The sequence below is a fragment of the Streptomyces sp. NPDC005811 genome, assembly GCF_040630405.1.
In the GTDB taxonomy this organism is placed as follows: domain Bacteria; phylum Actinomycetota; class Actinomycetes; order Streptomycetales; family Streptomycetaceae; genus Streptomyces.
On the sequence record NZ_JBEXXK010000018.1, the window covers coordinates 56266 to 78994 of the forward strand.

18 protein-coding genes are annotated in these 22729 nt (G+C 72.5%); 4 read left to right on the plus strand and 14 right to left on the minus strand.

Annotated features, from left to right (window positions below; all coding sequences use genetic code 11):
- Positions 1-27 precede the first annotated feature (27 nt).
- The 5 genes from ABZ490_RS20640 to ABZ490_RS20660 are packed head-to-tail and all read right to left on the minus strand — an operon-like array spanning position 28 to position 6329.
- Positions 28-2028, minus strand: coding sequence for an endo-beta-N-acetylglucosaminidase (locus tag ABZ490_RS20640; protein WP_358991967.1), 2001 nt, complete (start codon positions 2026-2028; stop codon positions 28-30).
- Positions 2025-3272 (minus strand): glycosyl hydrolase, encoded by a 1248-nt coding sequence (locus ABZ490_RS20645; RefSeq protein ID WP_358991969.1) that lies wholly within the window; start codon positions 3270-3272, stop codon positions 2025-2027. The genes ABZ490_RS20640 and ABZ490_RS20645 overlap by 4 nt, the downstream gene beginning before the upstream one ends.
- 23 nt (positions 3273-3295) lie before the next feature.
- A complete protein-coding gene (locus ABZ490_RS20650) occupies positions 3296-4147 on the minus strand; it encodes a carbohydrate ABC transporter permease (RefSeq protein ID WP_358991971.1) in 852 nt (283 codons plus the stop codon).
- Positions 4144-5034 carry a sugar ABC transporter permease gene (locus ABZ490_RS20655; protein WP_358991973.1) on the minus strand — a complete coding sequence of 297 codons (891 nt, stop codon included), beginning with the start codon at positions 5032-5034 and terminating at the stop codon, positions 4144-4146. The genes ABZ490_RS20650 and ABZ490_RS20655 overlap by 4 nt, the downstream gene beginning before the upstream one ends.
- A gap of 5 nt (positions 5035-5039) precedes the next feature.
- Positions 5040-6329 (minus strand): extracellular solute-binding protein, encoded by a 1290-nt coding sequence (locus ABZ490_RS20660; RefSeq protein ID WP_358991975.1) that lies wholly within the window; start codon positions 6327-6329, stop codon positions 5040-5042.
- Between the two features lie 243 nt (positions 6330-6572).
- Between ABZ490_RS20660 and ABZ490_RS20665 the strand changes: the two genes are divergently transcribed.
- Positions 6573-7661, plus strand: a complete 1089-nt coding sequence (locus tag ABZ490_RS20665; RefSeq protein WP_358991977.1) for a LacI family DNA-binding transcriptional regulator — start codon at positions 6573-6575, stop codon at positions 7659-7661.
- A gap of 211 nt (positions 7662-7872) precedes the next feature.
- Here ABZ490_RS20665 and ABZ490_RS20670 read toward each other — a convergent pair whose 3' ends face one another.
- Both ABZ490_RS20670 and ABZ490_RS20675 read right to left on the minus strand, forming a co-directional pair.
- Positions 7873-8268, minus strand: coding sequence for a hypothetical protein (locus tag ABZ490_RS20670; protein ID WP_358991979.1), 396 nt, complete (start codon positions 8266-8268; stop codon positions 7873-7875).
- A gap of 89 nt (positions 8269-8357) precedes the next feature.
- Positions 8358-9245 (minus strand): LysR family transcriptional regulator, encoded by an 888-nt coding sequence (locus ABZ490_RS20675; protein ID WP_358991981.1) that lies wholly within the window; start codon positions 9243-9245, stop codon positions 8358-8360.
- An 83-nt stretch (positions 9246-9328) separates the two neighbouring features.
- Here ABZ490_RS20675 and ABZ490_RS20680 point away from each other — a divergent pair, with 83 nt between their 5' ends.
- Positions 9329-10222: a PhzF family phenazine biosynthesis isomerase gene (locus tag ABZ490_RS20680; protein ID WP_358991983.1), complete on the plus strand. Its 894-nt coding sequence runs from the start codon at positions 9329-9331 to the stop codon at positions 10220-10222.
- Positions 10223-11071: 849 nt separating this feature from the next.
- On the opposite strand, the gene ABZ490_RS20685 is transcribed toward ABZ490_RS20680, so the two are convergent.
- On the minus strand, positions 11072-11722 hold the full coding sequence (locus ABZ490_RS20685; RefSeq protein ID WP_358991985.1) for a TetR family transcriptional regulator: 651 nt from the start codon (positions 11720-11722) through the stop codon (positions 11072-11074).
- A 214-nt stretch (positions 11723-11936) separates the two neighbouring features.
- Between ABZ490_RS20685 and ABZ490_RS20690 the strand changes: the two genes are divergently transcribed.
- Positions 11937-13253 carry an MFS transporter gene (locus ABZ490_RS20690; RefSeq protein WP_358991987.1) on the plus strand — a complete coding sequence of 439 codons (1317 nt, stop codon included), beginning with the start codon at positions 11937-11939 and terminating at the stop codon, positions 13251-13253.
- A gap of 50 nt (positions 13254-13303) precedes the next feature.
- The gene (locus tag ABZ490_RS20695; RefSeq protein WP_358991989.1) at positions 13304-15052 is read left to right on the plus strand and encodes a glycoside hydrolase family 3 N-terminal domain-containing protein; all 1749 of its coding nucleotides are present in this window, start codon (positions 13304-13306) and stop codon (positions 15050-15052) included.
- 20 nt (positions 15053-15072) lie between these two features.
- Here the strand turns inward: ABZ490_RS20695 and gap are convergent, their stop codons facing one another.
- From gap to ABZ490_RS20725, 6 genes are all read right to left on the minus strand, one after another.
- Positions 15073-16071 carry a type I glyceraldehyde-3-phosphate dehydrogenase gene (gene gap / locus ABZ490_RS20700; RefSeq protein WP_358991991.1) on the minus strand — a complete coding sequence of 333 codons (999 nt, stop codon included), beginning with the start codon at positions 16069-16071 and terminating at the stop codon, positions 15073-15075.
- Between the two features lie 108 nt (positions 16072-16179).
- Positions 16180-17136: a helix-turn-helix domain-containing protein gene (locus ABZ490_RS20705; RefSeq protein WP_358991993.1), complete on the minus strand. Its 957-nt coding sequence runs from the start codon at positions 17134-17136 to the stop codon at positions 16180-16182.
- A 102-nt stretch (positions 17137-17238) separates the two neighbouring features.
- On the minus strand, positions 17239-17787 hold the full coding sequence (locus tag ABZ490_RS20710; RefSeq protein ID WP_358991995.1) for a DinB family protein: 549 nt from the start codon (positions 17785-17787) through the stop codon (positions 17239-17241).
- A gap of 13 nt (positions 17788-17800) precedes the next feature.
- Positions 17801-20881 (minus strand): glycoside hydrolase family 38 C-terminal domain-containing protein, encoded by a 3081-nt coding sequence (locus tag ABZ490_RS20715; protein WP_358991997.1) that lies wholly within the window; start codon positions 20879-20881, stop codon positions 17801-17803.
- 36 nt (positions 20882-20917) lie between these two features.
- Positions 20918-21814, minus strand: a complete 897-nt coding sequence (locus ABZ490_RS20720) for a carbohydrate ABC transporter permease (RefSeq protein ID WP_358991999.1) — start codon at positions 21812-21814, stop codon at positions 20918-20920.
- Complete coding sequence (locus tag ABZ490_RS20725) at positions 21814-22659, minus strand: sugar ABC transporter permease (RefSeq protein ID WP_358992185.1); 846 nt, start codon at positions 22657-22659, stop codon at positions 21814-21816. Before ABZ490_RS20725 ends, ABZ490_RS20720 begins: the two co-directional genes overlap by 1 nt.
- Between the last annotated feature and the right edge of the window lie 70 nt (positions 22660-22729).

Here is a 22729-nt window from a genome sequence, read left to right on the forward strand (position 1 = left end):
CGGGGTGCTCCAGGGCTGGGTGACGGGTTACCAGGTGTGGGACACGGTCGCGGGGGCCGACGCTGTGTACAGCTCCCCTACGGCGCGCAGTTCGAACCGCGCCGCCGCCTCGCCCTGCTCCGGGGCGAGGCCGGTGAGGAAGCAGGCGGTCTGGCAGGTGCCGGCGAGGAAACGGCGGGTGCCGTCGGGCAGGAGGCGGTGCAGGGTGTGGTGCCGTACGCCGTCCGGGGCGGCGTCCCAGGCGAGGCGCAGGTCGCCTCCGGAGGCGGCGGTGATCCGCAGCCCTGCCGGGGTGGCGGGGGTGGCGGCCTCCTCCCGTACGGCGAGGGCGCCGAGCCGCCAGCCGACGGGGCCCCCGCTCGCGGTGAGCCGGACACCGAGCGCGTGCACGGTACCGGTGAGCCCGTCGAGTCGTACCGTCGAGGTCCGCCAGCCGTCGCCCGTCTCCACCGGCAGCCAGGTGTAGGGCGGTGTCGCCCCCGGTGCGTCCGGCTCGGCGGTGGCCACCGCCAGCTCGACGGTCACGCTCCCGGTGTCGGTGCGGTGGGTCAGCTCGACGACGGTGGTGTCGGTGAGCGGGAGCCTCGTCGCGTAGAGGTCGACGGTGACCGGCGCGTCCAGGGTGCCCGTGACCAGCACGCTGCTGCCGCCGTGCCAGGCGTCGGCGAAGTCGAAGGCGACGGTGGGCCGCGTCCCCGCGGTGCGCACCGCCCACTGCCGGGACGGGAGGCGGTCCTGGAGGCCGAGGTGGTTCCAGGGGGTGTCCGCGGTGACCTCGCCGTCCTCGTACCAGCGCAGTCCGTGCCCGGTGTTGAAGGTGCTGGCGAAGGGCACGCCGGTCACCGTGGAACGGTCCGCGACCGACACGGCGGGCGCCCGCCAGGGGTCCGCGCCGTCGGGGCGGGAGGGGTCGAGCGAGCGTCCGGTCCAGAAGCGGTCGTCTGCCGCGTGGAAGTCGGCCGGGGCCCTGCCGCCCGAGGGGAGGTGGTTGCGGGTCCACTCCGGCCGGTAGAAGCCCAGGGAGGCGATGTGGGCCTTGGTGGTGGGCACGATCGCGTCCCAGGCGACGGACCTGTTCGAGCCGCTCGCCTCGACGTCCACGCCCGCCCACAACTCATAGCGGCTGCGGCCGAGTTGGTCGGCCCGGGTGCCGGAGGCGGCGAGGGTGGCGGCCGACCAGCGGAAGTCCACGAACAGGTCGTCGGCGCTCTGGAAGAAGGCCTGGTTCTGGGAGTTGAGGGCGCCCTGCCAGCTCACCGTGCCGTTCACGGTCATCGCGTCGTACCAGGTGACCCGCTGTCCCTGGGCGGCGGCGAGCGACTTCAGCTCGGTCAGGAAGCCCAGCATGGCGGTGCCGAGGGCGGTGTTGCCGCCGCCGGTCTCGGCGTTGACGAACCAGCCGTCGAAGCCGTACGCGGCGGCGACCCGGACGAGCTGGGCGGCGAGCGGGTAGTGCCCGTCGGTGTCCTTCTGAACGAGGTCGCGGGTCCACTGGAGCTGTCCGCCGTACGCGACGGGCGGCAGGAAGATGTTGCCGAGGACCGGGACGCCGTGCCGGTGGGCGGCGTCGACGATCGGCGCGTTCGGGGCGAGGATCAGGCCCTCGCCCGCCGAGCCGCCCCAGAAGACCAGCTCGTCGACGTACGCCCAGTGGGTGAAGGCGTAGTAGTCGGCGGTGGCGGATCCCTGGGAGGGGTTGAGGGAGGTGGGGCCGAAGGAGACCAGGGACTGGATGCGGGCCTGGTCCGCGCGGGCGATGGTGTTGGCCGGGGTCGGGGTGAAGCGGGGCGCGAGCGGGACGGAGGCGGCGTTGAACGCGAGGTCGGTGTCGTCGGCCGCGGTCCAGCTCTTCAGGCTGCGCCAGGTGATGCCGGTGCCCGGGGTGCCCGAGGGGAGGGAGTCGGGGTACCAGTAGGCGGCGTAGGGCGGGGTGGCCCCGGTGGCGGCCCGCGCCGGCGGCGGGGGCAGTGCGGGCAGGAACGCTGCCGCGCCGGCGGCGAGCAGGACGGTGCGTCGGGTGGGGTTCACGGGCGGTTCCCTCCTGGGAGTGCCTGGTCCGGGGTGACGACCTCGGTGATGCCGCGCGCGCCGAGGTGGTCCTTGTCGTCGGCGAGCGGGTCGAGGACGGTGGTGGGGCGGGCGCCGTCGGCGGTCAGCCGGAAGAAGGCGTCGTAGACCGGGCCGCCGGGGGCGCAGGCGGAGCGGGCCGACGGGTCGGCGGGGACGACGAGCGCGGTGGTGCGGGGCGCGGGGGTGGACGGCGGTGCGGCCGCCGCCCGGGCGAGGGCGCGGGCGAGGTCCTTGGGCCGGCGGTCGTTCGTCAACACCCCCAGTCCGTATTCGAGTTCGGGGAAGTCGGCGAGCGCCCGGGACACGTCGTGGGAGCACCACCAGGTGATGCCCCACAGGTCGGGGCAGTCGAGGGCGTTGCGTACGGTCGCCTCGGTGAAGGCGGCGGCGTGCTCGGCCGGGACGAGGGGCGCGGGGGCGCCGACCTCCTGGAGCCAGACGGGGCGGTGCGGGTCCACGGCCCAGGCCTTGCTCAGTTCGACGAGGTAGGCGGCGTGGTGCTCGGCGGGGACGGAGGTCCGCCCGTGGCGCTGGGCCGTGCCGTTGAAGACCCAGGAGTGCACGGCGGTGAGCGCGCCGTGCCGGGCGGCCTGGGCCGGGGTGAAGGGCTGGTCGTCCTGGTACCAGGTCGCGTCGTACTCGGCGTGCAGATGCAGCCGGCCGGGGGCGCCCTCCTCGCAGGCGGCGAGCATCCGGGTCAGCCAGGCGTCGATCTGTTCCTCGGTCGCGCGGTCGGGGTCGGGGTGCGGTCCGGCCGAGAACTGGTTGATCTCGTTGCCGAGGGTCATGCCGAGGAAGTGGGGCCGGCCGGCGAGGGCGGCGGCGAGGGTGCGCAGATAGGCGGCCTGGCCGTCGAGGACGTCGGGGTCGGTGAAGAGGTTGCGGCGGTGCCAGGTGCGGGTCCAGGCCGGCAGGAAGTCGAAGCTGCTCAGGTGGCCCTGCAGCCCGTCCACGGTGACGTCGAGCCCGCGTTCGCCGGCCGCGTCGACGAGGCGGACGAGGTCGTCCACCGCCCGGGGCCGGATCAGGGTGCGGTGGGGCTGGAAGTAGGGCCAGAGGGGGAAGACGCGGATGTGGTCCAGGCCCAGCGCGGCGATCGAGTCGAGGTCGGCGCGCACGGAGTCGAGGTCGAAGTCCAGCCAGTGGTGGAACCATCCTTCGCTCGGGGTGTAGTTGACGCCGAAGCGCACGGCAGGGGGCATGCGGTCTCCTCGCGGGACGGGGGTCAGCCCTTGACGGCGCCTTCGCCGACCCCGCGGAAGAAGTACCGCTGGAGGCAGGCGAACAGGGCGATGAGCGGGGCCACGGCGATCACGGTGCCGGCGGCGACGAGGCGTTCGTCGTTGGCGAAGGTGCCGTGCAGATAGTTCAGGCCGATGGTCAGGGTGAACTTCGAGGGGTCGCTGAGCACGATGAGCGGCCACAGGAAGTCGTCCCAGGCGCCCATGAAGGCGAAGATCGCGACGACGGCGACCGTGCCCTTCACCGAGGGCAGGGCGATCCTGAGGAACCGCTGCCACACGTTCGCCCCGTCGACGAAGGCCGCCTCCTCGATCTCGTACGGCAGGTTGAGGAAGGCGTTGCGCATGAGCAGGACGTTCACCGCTCCGACGCAGCCGGGCAGCACCACGCCGATCAGGGTGTTGTTCAGGCCGAGGTCCCGCATGGTGGTGAACTGGGCGATGATGATGCCCTCGACCGGGACCAGCATGGCGAGCACGAAGACGAGCGTGGCCGGCCGGCGTCCCCGGTAGCGGAGCCGGGCGAGCGCGTAGCCCGCGAGGGCCGAACCGACGCAGTTGGTGGCGACGTTGGCGCCCGCGACCTTCAGGGAGTTGACCGCGTAGTCCCACACCGGGATGGTGTCGGCGACCCGGTCGTAGTTGTGCAGGGTCGGGTCCTCGGGCAGGAAGCCCGGCGGCGAGCTGTAGATGTCCTCGGTGGGTCCCTTGAGCGAGGTCGACAGCTGCCACAGGAACGGGCCGACGGTCAGGGCGAGTACGGCGAGCAGCAGCAGGTACCGCAGGGCGAGCTCGCGGCCCCGCACCCGGCGGCCGTGCTCGTCGGTGACCCTCATCCTTCGTCCCTCCGGTCCGCGCGCAGCACCAGCAGCATGAGCGCGACCGTCACGGCGAAGACGACGACGGAGAGGGCGGAGGCGTAGCCGACGCGGCCGGTGAGGCCGGTGCCGGTGCGCTGGACCAGCATGACGAGGGTGGTGTCCTCGCCCGCGGGGCCGCCGCTGGGTCCCGCCATCAGATAGACCTCGGAGAACACCTTGAAGGCGGCGACCGAGGACAGCGCGGCGACCAGGACCATGGTGGAGCGGACGGCGGGCACGGTGACCGTCAGGAAGCGGCGCACCGGGCCCGCGCCGTCCACCGCGGCGGCCTCGTGCAGTTCGCGGGGTACGCCGGCCAGCGCCGCCAGATAGATGATCATGTAGTAGCCGAGCCCCTTCCACACGGTGACCGCCATGGCGCTCAGCAGGAGCAGCCACTGGTCGCTGAGGAAGCCGACATGCCCGGCGCCGAGGGCCTCCAGCAGCGCGTTGACCAGGCCGCGTTCGTCGAGCAGCCACACCCAGATCAGTCCGACCACGACGATCGAGGCGACCACCGGGGTGTAGAACGCGGAGCGGAAGAAGGTGATGCCCGGGATGTTCTTCTGCACCAGCAGCGCGAGCAGCAGGGGCAGCACGACCAGGGCGGGGACGACGCCGAGGACGTAGAGCGTGCTGTTGCGCAGTCCGGTCCAGAACATGTCGTCGTGCAGCATCTCGCGGTAGTTGGCGAGGCCCACGAACCCGCCGGGAAGGAGCGTGCGGCGGTCGGTGAAGGAGTTGAGCAGGGTGGACAGGAACGGGTAGAGCACGAAGGCTCCGGCGACCAGCAGCCCCGGTGCGGCGAACAGCCAGGGGCTGGTGGGCAGTTGGCGGCGGACGCGCGCGGGGACGGCGGCCATCCGGCTCAGCCCTGCTGCTTCAGCAGCGTGTCGCACTCCTTGACAGCGTTGTCGAGGGCTTCCTTGGGGCTCTCCTTGCCCTGGAGCGCCTTGGCGACCTCGTTGCGCAGCGCGGTCTTCATCTGTTCGCTGAACAGGACGGGCGTGTAATTGACCGCGTTCTTCAGGGACTTGGCGGCGGCGACGCGGACGCGGGTCTCGTCGGTGCCGTCCTCCTTCGTGAAGTAGGGGTCGTCCAGCGAGCCCGCGGTGCTCGGGAAGATGGCGACCTGCTTCGCGAACGACATCTGGTGCTCGGCGTCGGTGACAAAGTGCGCGAAGGCGACGGCGGCGGGCGTGCGCGTGCTCCGCGCGTTCACCATCACACCCATCACGTACATGTTGACGTGGCCGGTGCTGGTGATCTGATCGGTGATGCCGATGTTCTCGTACAGACTCGGCGCCTGCTTCTTGAAGTTGCCCAGGTCGAGGGCGCTGCCCGGGTTCATGGCGACGGCGCCGGTGAGGAACTTCTTGCCGGAGGACTCGGGGGTGGCGGTGAGCGCCTGCCGGTCGAGGGCCTTGGCGTCGTACAGCTCCTTGTACCGGGTGAGGAGTTCGACGCCCTTGCCGTCGTTGAAGGCGAAGCCGGTGCCCTCGTCGTTCATGAGGGGGACGCCGTAGCGGCCGAAGTCCTCGACGGTGGGCACGTTGGCGAGGGTGGCCACCTTGCCGTCGCTCTTCTCCGCGAGCTCCAGGGCGTCGGCGAAGAGTTCGTCGTACGTCTTCGGCGGCTGCTCCGGGTCGAGTCCGGCCCGGGTGAAGAGGGTCTTGTTGTAGAAGAGCGGCCCGGTGTTGAGGTACCAGGGGAAGGCGTACGTCCCGGTCATGCCCGGGATGCGATGGCTGGCCCAGGCGCCGTCCAGGTACTCCTTGCGGTACTTCCCGGCGGCCTTGTCGAGGTCGAGGGCGAGACCGGCCTTGGCCAGCGGGGCGACGAGGTCGGGCGAGACGTTGACGACGTCGGGCAGGGTGCCGCCGGCCGCGTCCGCGCTGATCTTGTCGGCGTAGCCCTCGGCCGGCTGGTCGACCCACTTCACGTGGGTGCCGGGGTACTCCTTCTCGAAGTCGGCGATCACGCCCTCGAAGTAGGTCTTGAAGTTGGCGCGCAGGTTCCAGGTCTGGAAGGTGATGTCGCCCTCGATCTTTCCGGACGCGTCGGCCGGGTCGCCGCCGTCACCTCCGGAACCGCAGGCGCTGAGCGACAGGACGACACAGGCGGTGGCGACGGCGAGGATTCTGCGGGAAATACGCACGGTGAAACGGCCTCCTTTGCCGTGGAGTTGGCCAACGACGCAGACCCTGCACGGCAGTTGACCGGCCCGTCAATGGAGAAAGCCCAGCTAATTTGTTTAGTTGCTTATGCGCTTTAGGGTGGTTGGATCACTGGTTGAGCTGAACCGCATTAGTGCATACTGGCCGGAAACCGGTCGGGGGTTTATCGGGGAAATGGGGGAAACTCCTTGTCAGGGAGGCGGTCGCCGGCGCGCCGGCCCACCATGAAGGACATCGCGCAGCGCGCGGGTGTCTCCCAGAGCGCGGTGTCCTTCGCGCTCAACGGCCGTCCGGGGGTCTCGGAGGTGACCCGGGACCGGGTGCGGCGGGTCGCCGAACAGCTCGGCTGGCGGCCCAGCACCGCCGCCCGGGCGCTCTCCGGGGAGGGCGCGGCCACCGTGGGCTTCGTGCTCGCCCGCCCGGCGGACACCCTGGGCGTGGACTCCTTCTTCCTCCAGCTCGTCTCGGGCATCCAGGAGGTGCTGGCGGAGCGTCACCTCGGGCTGCTGTTCCAGATCGCCCGGGACGTCCACGAGGAGTGCGCGGTGTACCGGCGCTGGTGGGCCGAGAACCGGGTGGACGGCGTCCTGGTCGTCGACCCGTGCACCGACGACCCGCGCCCCGCCCTCCTCGACGAACTCGGACTGCCCGCGGTGGTGATCGGCGGCGCGCCCGACGAACGCCATCCGGGGCTGTCGACGGTGTGGGCGGACGACGCCGGGGCCATGGCGTCGGTCGTGGACGAGCTGTACACGCTCGGCCACCGGCGGATCGTGCACATCGCCGGACTGCCCGACCTCGCCCACACCCAGCGCCGGATCCGCACCCTGCGCGCCGAGGCGGAGCGGCGCGGGCTGACGGAGGTGCGGTCGGTGCCGACCGACTACTCGGACGCGGAGGGCGCGGCGGTCACCCGCGCGGTCCTCGGCGGCACCGCTCCCCCGACCGCCCTGATCTACGACAACGACGTGATGGCCGTCGCCGGGGTCGCGACCGCGGCGGAACTGGGCTTCACCGTACCGGCCGACGTGTCGGTGGTGTCCTGGGAGGACTCCGCCCTGTGCCGCATGGTCAAGCCGTGGCTGTCCGCGCTCTCCCGGGACAGCGTCGAGTTCGGGCGGACGGCGGCGCGCGCACTGGTGGCGCTGCTCGACGGAGGGCCGGCGGGGACGGTGCGGGTGCCGGTGCCGGGGCTGATCGTGCGGGGCAGCACGGGGGCCCTCCGGGAGGGGGCCGGGCCGATTGCGCCACCCGGGGGAGGGCGCGTCCATGCGGGTGGCAAACGCGGTCGTGGCAAGCCGAGTCCGGCATGACCGGCGTTGTACAGGGCACCTCCTCCACCCGCTAGGGAAAGGCCGTTCCATGCGCCGTACCACTCTGCTCGCCGTCTGCGCCCTCATCACCGCCGCCGCGACCGGATTCCTCGCCACGACGGCGATCCGCAGCCGCTGACGGAGCGGCGGACCGGCAGTCGTTCGACGGAGCGGCGGACCGGCAGTCGTTCGGCGGCGGCCGGTCCCGAGGTCAGCCGCGGCGCGCGACCGTGATGATCTCCGGGCTGGTCTCCGTGAGCGGGCTGAGGTCCCAGTCGCCGTACTGCTCCGCAACGACCAGGCCCGCCTCCGTCAGGAACCCCGCCAGTGCCTCCGGTCCGAGGAAACGCAGCACACTACGGCTCCGGCGCGGGACGTCCCAGCCGGGGCTGGAGTAGGTGTGGGTGAACGCGACCCGGTCGACGAGGATCCACTCGACGTCCGGGCGCGCCCGGGCCACCTGAAGCATCCCGGCGGCCGGGTCCAGGACGGAGAAGGAGGTCATCACCAGGGGCAGGTAGAGCGTGAAGTCCCCGCGCGCGTCCCACGGGCAGCAGAGGTCGTACAGCGCGGCGAGACGGGCGTCGGAGAACTGTGTGTCCACCACGGCCGCCAGCGTGCCAGGCGTTCCCGGCGGGAGGCGACCCCTTTGCAATGGCGGCGTCCGCTCACTCGGTCCGGGGCGCCCTCCGCCGCTCAGCCGGCGAAGTGCCGTACCAGCTCCTGCGTGACCACCTGTGCGGCCGGTGCCGTCCACCGCCTGCGGTGACGGGCCAGCCGTACCGGAACAGCGGCGAACCCGGGTCCGCCGACCCGTACCAGCCGTCCCCGGCCCAGCTGCTCCTCGACGGTCGTGAACGGCAGCAGGGTCAGACCCAGGCCGGCGGCGACGCAGGAGCGTGCCGCGTCCACGCTGCCGAACCGGGTCAGCCGGGGCCGGGCCCCGGGCACGGCGAGCAGCCGGCGCTCGAGCTCGTCGCTGTAGGAGCAGCCCTGCTCCAGCAGGAAGAAGCTCTCGACGGCGAGGTCCGCCCAGGTCACGTCCCGGGCAGGTGCGGCGAGCGGGTGGCCGGGGGCGCAGACGAGGGCGAGGGGCTCGTGGGCGAGGGGCTCGGTGGTGACATCGGGGAAGTCGGTGTCCTCCTCCAGCAGCAGCGCCAGGTCGAGGCGGCCGGAGCGCAGCCCCTCGAGGCACTTAGCCGTGCCGGCGGCGTCCAGCTGGACGTCCACCTCGGGGTGGCTCACCCGCAGGGCGGCGATCACCTGCGGCAGCCGGGTCGCGCACAGGGACTCGGGGGTTCCCACGGACACTCTTCCCGCCACGGTCCCGTCCCCGCCGCCGTCGGCTCTCAGCCGGGCCACGGCGTCGAGGACGTCCTCGGCCCTGCCCAGCAGCCGGCGGCCGGACTCGGTGAGCAGCGCGCCCGTGGGCAGACGGTCGAAGAGGCGGGTGCCGAGTTCCTGTTCCAGGGTGCGGATGTGCACCGTGACCGTGGACTGGGCGAGGTGCAGCTCCGAGGCGGCGGCGGTGAAGCTGCCCGTCCGGGCGAGTGCGGTGAAGCTGTGCAGCAGGCGGGTGTCCACGGGATCAGCCTATGCGATATTCCGATGGGCAGGATCGGTGTTCATCGTTGGACTCGATGGATCGGGGATGGCAGCGTGGGGGCATGACCACCGACGCGACCGGGGCGAGCCCGGTGAACCAGTCCGAGCCGACCGCCGAGATCCTGCGCTACTCGGCCTTCACCCACGACCCGGCGGGCGGCAACCCCGCCGGGGTCGTCCTCGACGCCTCCGGACTCGACGCGGCGGAGATGCTGGCCGTCGCCGCGAAGGTGGGCTATTCGGAGACGGCCTTCGTCACGGAGCGCGACGACGCGGCGCGGCGGTTCCGGGTGCGGTACTTCAGCCCGCTGGCCGAGGTGGCCTTCTGCGGGCACGCGACCGTCGCCCTGTCCGTGGCCCTCGCCGAGCGGCTCGGTCCCGGTGGGATCGTCCTGGACACCCCCGCCGGCGAGATCCCGGTGGCGACCCGGGCGGGCGAGGACGGCGCGGTGCTGGCCACGCTCACCAGTGTGCCGACGCGTTCCCGCCCCGCCTCCGGCGCCGAGTTGGAGGCGGCCCTCGCGGCGCTGGGCTGGGCGGCCGGCGATCTCGACCCGGCGCTGCCGCCGCATGTGGCGTTCGCCGGCAACGACCATCTGATCCTGGGCGCCGCCTCCCGGGCCCGCCTGGCGGACCTCGACTACGACTTCGACGGTCTCGCCGAGGTGATGCGGCGGCACGGCTGGACCACCGTCCACCTGGTGTGGCGCGAGTCGCCGGAGCGCTTCCACGCACGGGATCCGTTCCCCGTCGGCGGTGTGGTGGAGGACCCGGCGACGGGCGCGGCGGCGGCGGCCTTCGGCGGTTACCTCAGCGCACTCGGCCTCGTCACGGCCCCGGCCAGGATCAGCATCCGCCAGGGCGAGGACATGGGCCGCCCCAGCGATCTCCTGATCGACGTGGCCCCGGAACTGGACCGAACCCGGGTGACGGGCCAAGCGGTACGGATCGCCTAGGCCGGGTCGGAAAGGCCCCGTCATCCGCCCGGAGGGCGGGCCCTGCGGCGTCGCGAGGGCCCCGCGCGAGCGCAGCCGAGCATGGGGGGGTGCTCTCGGCGTGCTGGATGCGCTTGGGGCTTCGCCCGGCGCGGTGAGTGGGGGTGCGTGCCGGGCGTCACGGGGCAGGCGGAACCTTGCGGACACGGCCCAAGGGCCGACATGGACAGGGCCGGAGGCTGGGGCCCGGGAGCCGGGGCCGGGGGCCCGGAGGCCGGGGGCTGGGACCCGGAGGCCGGGGGCTGGGGACCAGGGCCGAAGGCCGAGGGTCGGGCCGAAGGCCAGAGGGGCCGGGGCCGAAGGCCAGAGGGCGGCCCAAGGCCAGGAAGCCACGGTCGAAGGCCGGGAGTCGGGCCAACGGCCGGAGAGCCGGGCCGGACGCCAGAGGGCGGGCCGGAGGCCGGAGAGCCGGGCCAAAGGCCAGAGCGTGGGCCAACGGCCGGAGAGCCGGGCCGGACGCCAGAGGGCGGGCCGGAGGCCGGAGAGCCGGGCCAAAGGCCAGAGCGTGGGCCAAAGGCCGGAGAGCCGGGCCGGACGCCAGAGGGCGGGCCGGAGGCCGGGGAGCCGGGCCAAAGGCCAGAGCGTGGGCCGGAGGCCGGAGAGTCGGGCCGGACGCCAGAGGGTGCGCCGGAGGCCGGGGAGCCGGGCCAAAGGCCAGAGCGTGGGCCGAAGGCCGGCGAGTCGGGCCGGACGCCAGAGCGTGCGCCGAAGGCCGGAGAGCCGGGCCGGACGCCAGAGGGTGCGCCGAAGGCCGGAGGGGGGCCGGAGGCCGGGGGCGAGGTTGGGGCGGGGCTGGGGCGAGGGGCGGGGCTACGGCAGGCCCGTGTGCTCTGTCGTGATCGAGCGGAGCAAGCGGTCCGCGTAGGCGCGGAAGCGGCTGGCCATGTCGAAGCGGTGGGGGTCGAGGACCCACTGGAGTTGGAGGCCGTCCATCACCGCGGCGGTCTCCTCGGCCACCTCGACGACATCGGTGCCCTCCTTCAACTCGCCGCTCTCCACGGCGCGTCGGAGCGAGGCCGACATGACGGTGACGAGTTCGGCGTAGCGGCGTACGAAGTAGGGGTGGGCGGGGTGCCCGGGATCGCCGGCCTCGGCCGCGAGGACGTTGAACATCCGGGTGCGGCCGAGCCGGGCGGCGTTGTACTCGGTGAGCCGGACCAGGTTGGCGTAGCACTCGGTGGCCGTGGAGAAGTCCTCGAGGAAGAACCTCTCCCTGTCGTGCTGCTCGGTGCGTTCCAGTACCTGGACGAGGAGGTCCTCCTTGCTGCGGAAGTGGTGCAGCAGGCCGCCCTGGGTGATGCCCACGTCCTTGGCTATCCGGGCCAGGGAGGAGGCGTGGAAGCCCCACTGGGCGAAGTGCTCGACGGCGGCGTCCAGAATGCGCAGCCGCCGCTCGTCACCCACGGCGTACGTTCCGCGGCCCGCGGCTCTGCCCGCCCTGCTGCTCTCCTGCTGCTCCATGCCGGTCACCATAGCCCGCCCACAGACCGCTCCCTCATGCTGTGGGGCACATGTCCGGGACCGCCGGTCAGCGGAGCAATGACCCCTATTTTCAAGCCATGCGCAGAGTGATTCAGGCCACTTGATCAAAACCTAGTACCCACTCGGTTTTGCTGCTTCCCTGATCAGGCCGGTGCGGCGAAGAAGCCGCCCCCGTCCCCCATGGAGAGCCGCCATGGCCCTGAGCCACGACGCCCCGCTCGGCGAGTCGACCTCCCCCGCGTCGACCGCCGCGCCCGCCGTCACGCCCGTCCCCCCTGCCGACGCCTCCCCCAAGGCCTCCCCCCGGCTGATCCTCGCCCTCGCCTTCGCCCAGTTCGGCGCCTACCTCGCCGTGCTCACCCCGGTGATGGTGACCCTCGCGCTGCGGGTCAGCCAGATCGTGCCGGAGGCCGACCGCGGCGCCGCCCTCGGTCAGGTGCTCAGCGTCGGCGCCCTGCTCGCGATGCTCGGCAACCCGGTCTTCGGCGCCCTGTCCGACCGCACCACCAGCCGCTTCGGCCGCCGCAGGCCCTGGCTGGTCGGCGGTATGGCCGCCGGGCTCGTCGGGCTGCTCGTCGTCGCCCTCGGCGGGAGCGTGCCGGTGCTGATGGCGGGCTGGGCCGTCGCCCAGCTCGGCATCAACGCCACCCTGGCCGCCCTGACCTCCTGCGTCCCCGATCTGATCCCGCCGCAGCAGCAGGCCCGGGTCTCCGGCTTCATCGGCATCACGACCTCGCTCGCGATGATCGGCGGCTCGGCGCTCGCCCAGGTGTTCAGCGGCTCGATGGCCCTGGCCTTCCTGGTGCCCGGGGTCATCGGCCTGGCCGCCGTCGGCTGCCTCGCGGTCGTCATCAAGGACCGGCCGGCCCGCGCCGGCGCCTTCGAGCCGTACAGCCTCCGGGAGTTCCTGCGCAGCTTCTGGGTGAACCCGCGCCGGCACCCCGACTTCGCCTGGAACTTCGCCGGCCGGTTCCTGGTCTTCACGGGCGCCTCCTGTGTGACCAGCTACCAGGTGTACTTCCTGATGGACCGTCTCGGGTACGACGACACCGCGGTCACCGGGAAGGTCCTGGTCGGCACCCTCGCCATGGTCGTCTCGATCGCCGCCGGCTCGCTCCTCGGCGGTCAGCTCTCCGACCGCTCCGGGCGCCGCAAGCCGTACGTGCTGGGCTCCTCCCTGGTCATGGCCGTCAGCCTGGCGCTGATCGCCTCCGCGCAGAACTTCGGGATGTACGTCGCCGCCCTGGTCGTCTTCGGTTTCGGCGAGGGGCTCTATCTCTCCGTCGACATGGCCCTGGCCGCCGCGGTGCTGCCCAACCCCGAGGAGTCCGCGAAGGACATGGGCGTGCTGAACATCGGCAACGCGCTGCCCCAGTCCCTCGTCCCCATCGTCGCCCCCGCCTTCCTGGCGATCGGCGGCGGCGGGAACTACGGCGCGCTGTTCCTCTTCGGCGCGATCGCCGCCGTACTGGGCGCGCTCGCCGTCCAGTTCATCCGCTCCGTCAAGTAGCCGGCCCGGATCCCCGCCCCGCACCACCCACGGCCAAGGAAGAAGCCCGGATGACCACCCCCGCGTACCGCGATCCGCACCTCCCCGTCGAGCAGCGCGTCGAGGACCTGCTGGCCCGGATGACCCTGGAGGAGAAGGCCGGCCAGCTCTTCCACACCATGCTGAGCATGGCGCCGGGCGGCGGTCTCGCCGAGGACGGCCCGTTCCTCCGGTACGGCACGACCGAGCTGGTCACAGGCCGTCAGCTGACCCACTTCAACCTGCTGGGCCAGGGCGACGCGGGCGCCATGGCCCGCTGGGCCAACCGGATGCAGGAGCTGGCCGCGGCGACCCGCCTCGGCATCCCGGTCACGCTGTCCACCGATCCCCGGCACGCGTTCACCGACAACCCGGGCGCCTCCTTCAACTCGGGGGCGTTCTCGGCCTGGCCCGAGCCGCTGGGGCTGGCCGCGATCGGGGACGCCGCGCTGGTGGAGCGGTTCGCGGACACCGTCCGCCGCGAGTACCTGGCCGTCGGCTTCCGGGTCGCGCTGCATCCGCAGATCGACCTGGCCACCGAGCCGCGCTGGTCGCGCCAGTCGGGCACCTTCGGCTCCGGTGCGGAGCTGAGCGGCGAGCTGGTGGCGGCGTACGTACGAGGCCTCCAGGGGCCGCGGCTCGGCCCGCGGTCCGTGGCGGCGATGGTCAAGCACTTCCCCGGCGGCGGGCCGCAGAAGGACGGTGAGGACCCGCACTTCCCGCACGGCAAGGAGCAGGTGTACCCGGGCGGGAGGCGCGAGTACCACCTGGCCCCGTTCCGGGCCGCGATCGAGGCCGGGTGCTCACAGATGATGCCGTACTACGGGCAGCCCGTCGGCACCGACTGGGAGGAGGTCGGGTTCGGCTTCAACAAGGACGTGCTGACCGGGCTGCTGCGCGAGCGCCTCGGCTTCGACGGTGTGATCTGCACCGACTGGGGGCTGCTCACCGACGCCGAGATCCTGGGCGAGCCCGCCGAGGCCCGTGCCTGGGGCGTCGAGCACCTGAGCGTCGCCGAGCGCGCGGCGAAGGCGCTGGACGCGGGCACCGACCAGTTCGGCGGGGAGCAGTGCCCCGAGGTGATCGTGGAGCTGGTGCGCTCGGGCCGGATCCCGGAGGAGCGGATCGACGCCTCCGTACGACGGCTGCTGCGCGAGAAGTTCGTGCTGGGGCTGTTCGAGAACCCCTACGTGGACCCCGACCGCGCCGAGGAGACCGTGGGCGCCGCCGAGTTCACGGCGGCGGGCGAGGCGGCCCAGCGGCGCTCGCTCACCGTCCTCACGAACGGCGGCCTGCTGCCCCTGCGGGGGCGCCCCGACCTGTATGTCCGGGGCATGAGCGCGGAGGCGGCCGCGGCCTACGGCAATGTCGTCGCGGACCCGGCCGACGCGGAGGTCGCCGTGCTGCGGCTGCGCACGCCGTACGAGGAACGCCCCGGCGCCTTCGAGTCCTTCTTCCACGCGGGGTCGCTGGCCTTCGGCGAGGAGGAGCTGGAGGAGATCCTGCGGCTCCTGGACACCGTCCCGACCGTGGTGTGCGTCAACCTGGAGCGGCCCGCGGTGCTCCCCGAGATCGCGGAGCGCGCGGCGGCCCTGGTCGCGGACTACGGCGCGTCCGACGCGGCCTTGCTGGACGTGGCCTTCGGCCTGGCCCGCGCCGAGGGCCGGCTGCCGTTCGAACTCCCCCGCTCGATGGCGGCGGTCGAGGCGTCCCGCCCGGACGTGCCGAACGACACCGAGGACCCGGTCTTCCCCTACGGCCACGGCATCGACGTGCCGTAGGGGACGGGAGACCGCGGGGGTCAGCGGGCGGCGAGCAGCCCCAGGGTGTCGATGACCCGGTTGGAGAAGCCCCACTCGTTGTCGTACCAGGCGACCACCTTGACATGGCGGCCGTCGACACGGGTGAGCTCCGAGTCGAAGATCGACGAGGCCGGGTTGCCCGTGATGTCGGCGGAGACCAGGGGGTCCTCGGAGTATTCGAGGATGCCCGCGAGGGGGCCCTCGGCCGCCGTGCGGTAGGCGGCGAGGATCTCGTCGCGGGTCACGTCACGGGCGACGGTGGTGTTCAGCTCCACGATCGAGCCGACCGGGACGGGCACCCGGATCGAGTCGCCGGACAGCTTGCCGTCGAGGTTCGGCAGCACCAGGCCGATCGCCTTGGCGGCGCCCGTCGTGGTCGGCACGATGTTGACGCCGGCGGCGCGGGCGCGGCGGGGGTCGCGGTGCGGGCCGTCCTGGAGGTTCTGCTCCTGCGTGTAGGCGTGCACGGTCGTCATGAAGCCGTGCTCGATGCCCGCCAGCTCGTCGAGCACCGCGGCCAGCGGGGCGAGCGCGTTGGTCGTGCAGGAGGCGTTCGAGACGATCGTGTGCAGCTCGGCGTCGTAGGCGTCGGTGTTGACGCCGTAGGCGAGGGTCACGTCGGCGCCGTCGGAGGGCGCGCTGACGAGGACCTTGCGGGCACCCGCGTCGAGGTGGGCGCGGGCGGCCTTCGCGGAGGTGAAGCGGCCGGTCGCCTCCAGCACGATGTCGACCTCGAGCGCGGCCCACGGCAGCTGTGCCGGGTCGCGCTCGGCGAGCACCTGGATCCGGTGGCCGTCGACGACGAGCGCGCCGTCCTCGACGGTGACCGGTCGGCCGAGCCGGCCGGACGTCGAGTCGAAGGCGAGGAGGCGCGCGAGGGCGGTCGGCTCGGTGAGGTCGTTGACGGCGACGACCTCGAGGTCGGTCTCGCGCTCCAGCAGCGCGCGCAGCACGTTGCGTCCGATGCGGCCGAATCCGTTGATGGCGATGCGAGTCATGAATCGTGTCCCTTCGAGTCGCCCCCAGCCTCGCGTGCGGCGGGCACCGGCGGCGACGGCGTGAGCGCCATGGTTCGCAAGGATCTCGCCAGGCGCCGCGGGGAGGTGCTACTCGCCCCGGGTGAAGGTGCGCCGGTACTCGCTGGGGGTGGTCCCGAGGATCTGCTGGAAGTGCAGCCGCAGGTTCGAGCCGGTGCCGAGGCCGACGTCGCCGGCGATCTGCTCGACACCGCGCTCGGAGCGTTCCAGCAGTTCACGGGCGCGGTCGATCCGGGCGCGCATCACCCACTGCATGGGGGTGTAGCCGGTGTCCTCGACGAAGCGGCGGGAGAGGGTGCGCGCCGAGACGGCCGCGTGCCGGGCGAGGGTGTCGAGCGTGAGGGGTTCGCCGAGGTGGTGCAGGGCCCATTCACGGGTGGCGGCGAACCGTTCACCCAGGGGCTCGGGCACGCTGCGCGGTACGTACTGGGCCTGGCCGCCGCTGCGGTAGGGCGCCGCGACCAGCCGCCGGGCGGCGTGGTTGGAGGCGGAGACACCGAGGTCGCCACGGAGGATGTGCAGGCACAGGTCGATGCCGGAGGCGGCACCGGCCGAGGTGAGGACGCTGCCCTCGTCCACGAACAGGACGTTCTCGTCGACCCGTACGAGCGGGTGTTTCGCCACGAGGGCCCGGGTGTAGTGCCAGTGGGTGGTGGCGCGTCTGCCGTCGAGCAGGCCGGTCGCGGCGAGCGCGAAGGCCCCGGTCGAGATGGCGGCGAGCCGGGCGCCGCGGGCGTGGGCGGCGATCAGGGCGTCGACGACCCGCGGGGGCGGGTCCTCGCGGTCCGGGGAGCGGTAGCCGGGGAGGAAGACGATCTCGGCCCACTCCAGGGCCTCCAGACCGTGGGCCACGTGGTACGACAGCCCGTCGCCACCGGTTACCAGGCCGGGTTCGGCTCCGCACACCCGGACCTCGTACGGCATGCTGGCGCGGGTCGTGAACACCTGGGCGGGGATGCCGACGTCGAGCGGCTTGGCGCCTTCGAGCACGAGGACGGCGACGCGTCGGAGGCGGGAGGACGACACGCGGTACAGCCTACGGCGGCTCGCCGTCCGCGCCGACCGCCGTCGTGTCGAGCACCTCGCCCACCACCGCCTCGGCCCGGTCCTCGGCCGTGGGCGAGGTGATCACAGGCCCGTCGCTCCGTCGAGGCGTTCCCGCAGGAGGTCCGCGTGGCCGTTGTGCCGGGCGTACTCCGCGATCATGTCGACGAGGATCCGGCGCAGGGAGACCGGCTCACCGGTGCTCCTGCGGGTGCCGGTCTCCTCCAGGGAGGCCGCCGCCTCCGTGATCCGCCGGGAGCGCTCGCACTCCTCCCGCCAGACCGCGAGGTCCTCGGTCGCCTCGCCGTCCAGTGCCTCGAAGTCCTGGTCGGGGTCGTCGTCGGAGTAGTGGAGCAGGGGGACGTCCTCGCCGGCGAACTGGATGCGGAACCACCAGCGTTCGACGCCCGCCAGATGCCGTACCAGCCCGTGCAGGGACAGGGCGGACGGCGGGACCGCCCTGTCGTTCAGCTGTTCCTGCGTCAGGCCGGAGCACTTGAGCGCGAAGGTCGCCCGGTGCCAGTCCAGGACCGCGCTCAGGGTCTCCCGCTCGCACCCCGTGGACGGAGGGGCGGGGCGGTCGTCGTCGCTCCACCTCGGTGCGTAGTGCAGCGGTGCGGGGGTCTCGGTCATACGGCCGAGTGTGTCAGGCACCACTGACATCGGGTCCGGCCGAGCGGCGCAGACGGAGGGTGAGGATCTGGAAGGGGCGCAGGGAGAGGCGGACCTCGCCGTCGGCGGCCTGATGGCTCGCCGGGTCGGGCAGGGGGCGTTCCAGCAGGTCGGTGGTCTCGGCGGAGGCGAGGGGGAAGCCGGGGGTGAGGGTGGCGCGGGCGCGGACCCCGTGGGCCTCGAAGAGCCGGACGACGACGTCCCCGCTGCGGTCGTCGGCGAGTTTGACGGCCTCGACGACCACGCCCGGGTGGTCGACGGTGACCAGGGGGGCGACCGGGGTGCGGCCGGGCCGGGTGCGTTCGGGGAGGTTGAGGTGGTAGCCCTCGCGGACCGCGTCGGCGAGGTCGGCGCCGATCAGCAGGGCGTAGCGCAGCCGGTGGACGCCCTGGTCCTGGTCGGGGTCGGGGAAGCGGGCGGAGCGCAGCAGGGAGAGGCGGACCGTGGTGGTGGTGCCGCCGTCGGGGCGGACGTCCCGGGTGATGTCGTGGCCGTAGGTGGAGTCGTTGACGAGGGCGGCGCCCCAGTCGCGTTCGCCGACGTGCAGGAAGCGGTGGGCGCAGACCTCGAACTTGGCGGCGTCCCAGCTGGTGTTGGTGTGGGTGGGGCGGTCGACGTGGCCGAAGGGGATCTCGGCGGTGGAGTGCGCGGCCCGGACGTCCAGCGGGAAGGCGGCCTTGAGGAGCTTCTCTCTCTCGTGCCAGTCGACGACCGTGTCCACGAGCAGGCGCCGGGAGCCCGCGGGGAGGGTGAGGGTCTGCTCGACGCGGGACGCGCCGAAGGACCGGACGACGCGTACGGCGCCGTCCTCGCCGGCGGTGACCGAGTCGGCCTCGGTGAGGTCGCGCACGGAGTTGCGGTAGAAGGCGTCGATGTCCCAGGCGTCCCACTGGTTGGGGAAGTCCTGGTGGAGCTGGAGGAGGTTGGCGCGGGCGCCGGGGGCGAGGGCCTCGCGGTCGGCGGTGAGGTCGCGGGCGGAGGTGATCAGGCCGTCGGTGTCGACGGTGACACGGACGAGCCCGTTGTCGAGGACGAGGCCGTCGTCGGTGGCGCGCGGGCGCACGGGGGCGGCGGGGTCGTCGGCGCGGGGCGCGGCGCCGAGGGCGGCGACCCCGGCGCGGGCGTGCGGGGCGGCGTTGAAGACCAGGGTGCCCTCGCCGTCGTCCGCGAGGCTTCCCTGGGCCGCGTCGATCAGGTCCTCCAGTTCCCGGGCGACGGCGGCGTAGGTCTCCTCGGCCTCCCGGTGTACCCAGGCGATGGAGGTGCCGGGCAGGATGTCGTGGAACTGGTGGAGCAGGACCGTCTTCCACAGGCGGTCCAGGGCGTCGTACGGATACGGGTGTCCGTGCCGTACGGCGGCGGTCGCGGCCCACAACTCTGCCTCGCGCAGGAGGTGTTCGCTGCGCCGGTTGCCCTGCTTGGTGGCGAGCTGGCTGGTGAGGGTGCCGCGGTGGAACTCGAGGTACAGCTCGCCGGACCAGACGGGGGCGCCGCCGGCCGCCTCGTACTCGGCGTGGGCGCGCGGGAAGAAGTCGGCGGGTCCCTCGACGGCGATGCGGGCGGAGCCCTCCAGGTCGGCCAGGCGGGCGGCGCGGGAGAGCATCTCGCGGGTGGGGCCGCCACCGCCGTCGCCGTAGCCGAAGGGGATGAGGGAGCTGTTGGAACCGGCCTTGTCCTGGAAGTTCCTTACGCTGTGGGCGACTTCGGCGCCGGAGAGTTCGCCGTTGTAGCTGTCGACGGGCGGGAAGTGGCTGAAGATCCGGGTGCCGTCGATGCCCTCCCACCAGAAGGTGTGGTGCGGGAACTTGTTGGTGGTGTTCCAGGAGATCTTCTGGGTGAGGAACCAGCGCACCCCGGCGAGCTTCATCAGCTGCGGCAGGGCGGCGTTGTAGCCGAACGTGTCGGGCAGCCACATCTCCTCGGTCTCGACGCCGAACTCCTCCAGGAAGAACCGCTTCCCGTGGACGAACTGGCGGACCAGGGCCTCGCCGCCGCTGATGTTGGTGTCGGGTTCCACCCAGAGGCTGCCGGTGGGCAGGAACTGCCCGGTCTTGGCCTTCTCCTGGGCGCGGGCGTAGACCTCGGGCCGGTGTTCCTTGAGCCAGGCGAGCTGCTGTGCCTGGGACATGACGAACTTGAACTCCGGGTGGTCGTCCATGAGCTGGGTGACGTTGGAGACCGTGCGGGCGACCTTGCGGACGGTCTCGCGCAGCGGCCAGAGCCAGGCCGTGTCGATGTGGGCGTGGCCGACGGCGGAGACCCGGTGGGCGCTGGCGTGCGCCGGGGCCGCGAGGGCGGGGGCCAGGGCGGCGCGGGCGGCGGCCGCGCCGGCGCCGATGTCCTGGAGGTCGACGGCGTCCAGGGCCTGTTCGGCGGCGCGCAGGAGCTGCCAGCGGCGCGGTGAGTCGGGGGAGAGTTCCCGCATGAGCTGGTCGAGGACGTCGAGGTCCTGGACGAGTTCGTACACCGGCCGGTCGACGACGGCGAGGTCCAGCCGCCGCAGCCGGTAGAGCGGTTCGCCCGGGTCGGCGGCCGGGTCGCCGAGCCAGGGGGCGCGGCCGCCCACCGAGGTCGGGCCGAAGGTGAGTTCGCCGGGGGCGGTGTGCATCACGACCGGGTTGGCGGCGGCCTCGATGTACGCCGTGAACGCCTCTCCCCCGGCGGCGGAACCGGTCACCGGCAGCCAGGTGTTGCGGGGGTTGAGGGCCTTCACGGCGGTGCCGTCGGCGCGGTAGACGAGCCCCTCGGCGGAGAAGCCGGCCGAGTGGGTGGCGAAGCCGAGGTCGAGGACGGCCTCGACGGGGAGTCCGGCCCAGTCGGCGGGGATCGTGCCGCTCACCTTGAACCAGCTCGTCGTCCAGGCCGGGCCCCACCGGTCGCCCGTCCGGGCGGGGCGGTAGGGGGCGGTGAGGCCCTCCTGCACGGGCACGGGTTCGCCGGGGACGTCCCAGACCTCGATGTGCAGCGGGACCGAGCGGGCGTGGACGGCGGGCCGTATGCGCTCGTCGAGCACCCGGCGCAGTCGCTGCTCGGTGAGTTCACGGTCGTTGTGCATGGCTGTCTTCTCCGTGGGGGGTCGTGGAAGGGGTGCTCATCCCTTGAGGGCGCCGCCGAGGGCGAAGCCGCCGCCGAGCTTGCGGGAGAGCAGCAGGTAGAGCATGACGACGGGCAGCGAGTAGATGAGCGAGAAGGCGGAGAGCTGTCCGTACTGCGTCTGGTCGTGGGCGCTGAGGAAGGTGAACACGCCGACGGACGCGGGGAGTTTCTCCGGGGACAGCAGCAGGATGAAGGGGACGAAGAAGTTCCCCCACATGCCGATGAAGGTGAAGATGGTGACCACGGTGACGCCGGGGCGCATCAGCGGCAGGACGACCCGCCACAGCACCTGCATCGCGTTGGCGCCGTCGATGCGGGCCGCCTCCTCCAGGACGATCGGCACGCCGTCCATGAAGTTCTTCATCAGCCAGATCCCGAACGGCAGCGCGGAGGCGGCCAGGAACAGGGTCGTGCCGGGCATCGAGTCGATCAGGTTCACCTGCACGAACATGCTGTAGACCGGGATCATCACGGCGGTGATGGGCAGTCCGGTGGAGAACAGGATCGTGTAGAGGAACGGGCGGCGCAGCCGGGAGCGGTAGCGGGACAGCGGGTAGGCCGCGAGGATCGAGACGACGACCGTGATCAGGGTGCCGAAGCCGCACAGGAGCAGGCTGTTGAGCATGGGCCGGTAGGTGGTGTCGACGTTCAGGATGGCGTCGAAGTTGTCGAGGGCGAAGGTGTCGGGCCACTTCAGCCGGAAGGTGTTGAGGTTGCTGACGGAGGCGAGGGCCATCCACAGCAGGGGCAGGACGTAGGTCACCGACACCGCGAGCAGGACGAGGTTCACGCCGAGCCGGCCGAGGCGGGAGCGGCGTCGCGGGGACGCGGGACGGGGGGCGGTCCGGCCGCGGCGGGCGGAGCCGGTGGGCGTCTTGACGGCGACGGCCATCACTCGTCCTCCAGTCGGAGCAGCCGGATGTACACGGCGGAGAACAGGGCGCCGACCACGAGCAGGACGAGCGCGATGGCGGTGCCGTAGCCGATGAGGCTGTTCTGGAACGCCTGTTGGTACATGAACACGGGGAGGGTCTCGCTCTTGTTGCCGGGGCCGCCGCGGGTCATGGTGTAGATCAGGCCGAAGACGGAGAGCGTCTGGAGCGTGATCAGCATCAGGTTGGTGAGGATCGACCGCCGGATGACCGGCAGGGTGACCCGCCACAGCCGCTGCCAGGGGCCCGCGCCGTCCATCTCGGCGGCCTCGACGAGTTCTCTCGGCACGTCGTTGAGGGCGGCGGAGAAGACCATCATCGAGAAGGCGGTGCCGCGCCAGACGTTGGCCAGGCAGACCGCGAGGATCGGCGCGGTGTAGAGCCAGTTCTGCCGCGGCAGGTGCAGGGTCTGGAGGAGCGAGTTGAGGGAGCCCTGGTCGTAGAAGAAGGCGTACATCAGATAGCCGGCGACGACCTCGGGCAGCACCCAGGCGGCGATGACCACGCCGTTGGTGAGCGAGCGGACCGGCTTGGACGCCTTCTCCATCAGGACGGCCAGGGCCAGTCCGAGGGTGTTCTGTCCGACGACCGCGGAGCCGATCACGAACACCAGGGTGAGGCGTACGGAGTTGAGGAAGTCGGAGTCCTGGAAGGCGCGGGTGAAGTTGTCGAAGCCGGTGAAGTGGGTGCCGGAGGCGCCGGTCAGCTGCATGTCGGTGAAGGCGTAGTACACGCAGTAGGCGATCGGGCCGGCGAGGAAGACGACCAGCAGGACCACCGCGGGGAGCAGCGGCAGGCCCCGCAGGAGGCCGCGGACGGACGCGGGGACCCCGCGGGACCGGCGGTGGCCGTCGGTCCCGCGGGGGGCTGGGGCG

Bases quoted from the DNA above. Each gene is read 5' to 3' on its own strand.
- ABZ490_RS20720 (WP_358991999.1), bottom strand. From the start codon at position 21,814: ATGGCCGTCGCCGTCAAGACGCCCACCGGCTCCGCCCGCCGCGGCCGG.
- ABZ490_RS20665 (WP_358991977.1), top strand. From the start codon at position 6,573: ATGAAGGACATCGCGCAGCGCGCGGGTGTCTCCCAGAGCGCGGTGTCC.
- ABZ490_RS20710 (WP_358991995.1), bottom strand. From the start codon at position 17,787: ATGACCGAGACCCCCGCACCGCTGCACTACGCACCGAGGTGGAGCGAC.
- ABZ490_RS20655 (WP_358991973.1), bottom strand. From the start codon at position 5,034: ATGGCCGCCGTCCCCGCGCGCGTCCGCCGCCAACTGCCCACCAGCCCC.
- ABZ490_RS20690 (WP_358991987.1), top strand. From the start codon at position 11,937: ATGGCCCTGAGCCACGACGCCCCGCTCGGCGAGTCGACCTCCCCCGCG.
- gap (WP_358991991.1), bottom strand. From the start codon at position 16,071: ATGACTCGCATCGCCATCAACGGATTCGGCCGCATCGGACGCAACGTG.
- ABZ490_RS20680 (WP_358991983.1), top strand. From the start codon at position 9,329: ATGACCACCGACGCGACCGGGGCGAGCCCGGTGAACCAGTCCGAGCCG.
- ABZ490_RS20645 (WP_358991969.1), bottom strand. From the start codon at position 3,272: ATGCCCCCTGCCGTGCGCTTCGGCGTCAACTACACCCCGAGCGAAGGA.
- ABZ490_RS20695 (WP_358991989.1), top strand. From the start codon at position 13,304: ATGACCACCCCCGCGTACCGCGATCCGCACCTCCCCGTCGAGCAGCGC.
- ABZ490_RS20650 (WP_358991971.1), bottom strand. From the start codon at position 4,147: ATGAGGGTCACCGACGAGCACGGCCGCCGGGTGCGGGGCCGCGAGCTC.
- ABZ490_RS20685 (WP_358991985.1), bottom strand. From the start codon at position 11,722: ATGGAGCAGCAGGAGAGCAGCAGGGCGGGCAGAGCCGCGGGCCGCGGA.
- ABZ490_RS20715 (WP_358991997.1), bottom strand. From the start codon at position 20,881: ATGCACAACGACCGTGAACTCACCGAGCAGCGACTGCGCCGGGTGCTC.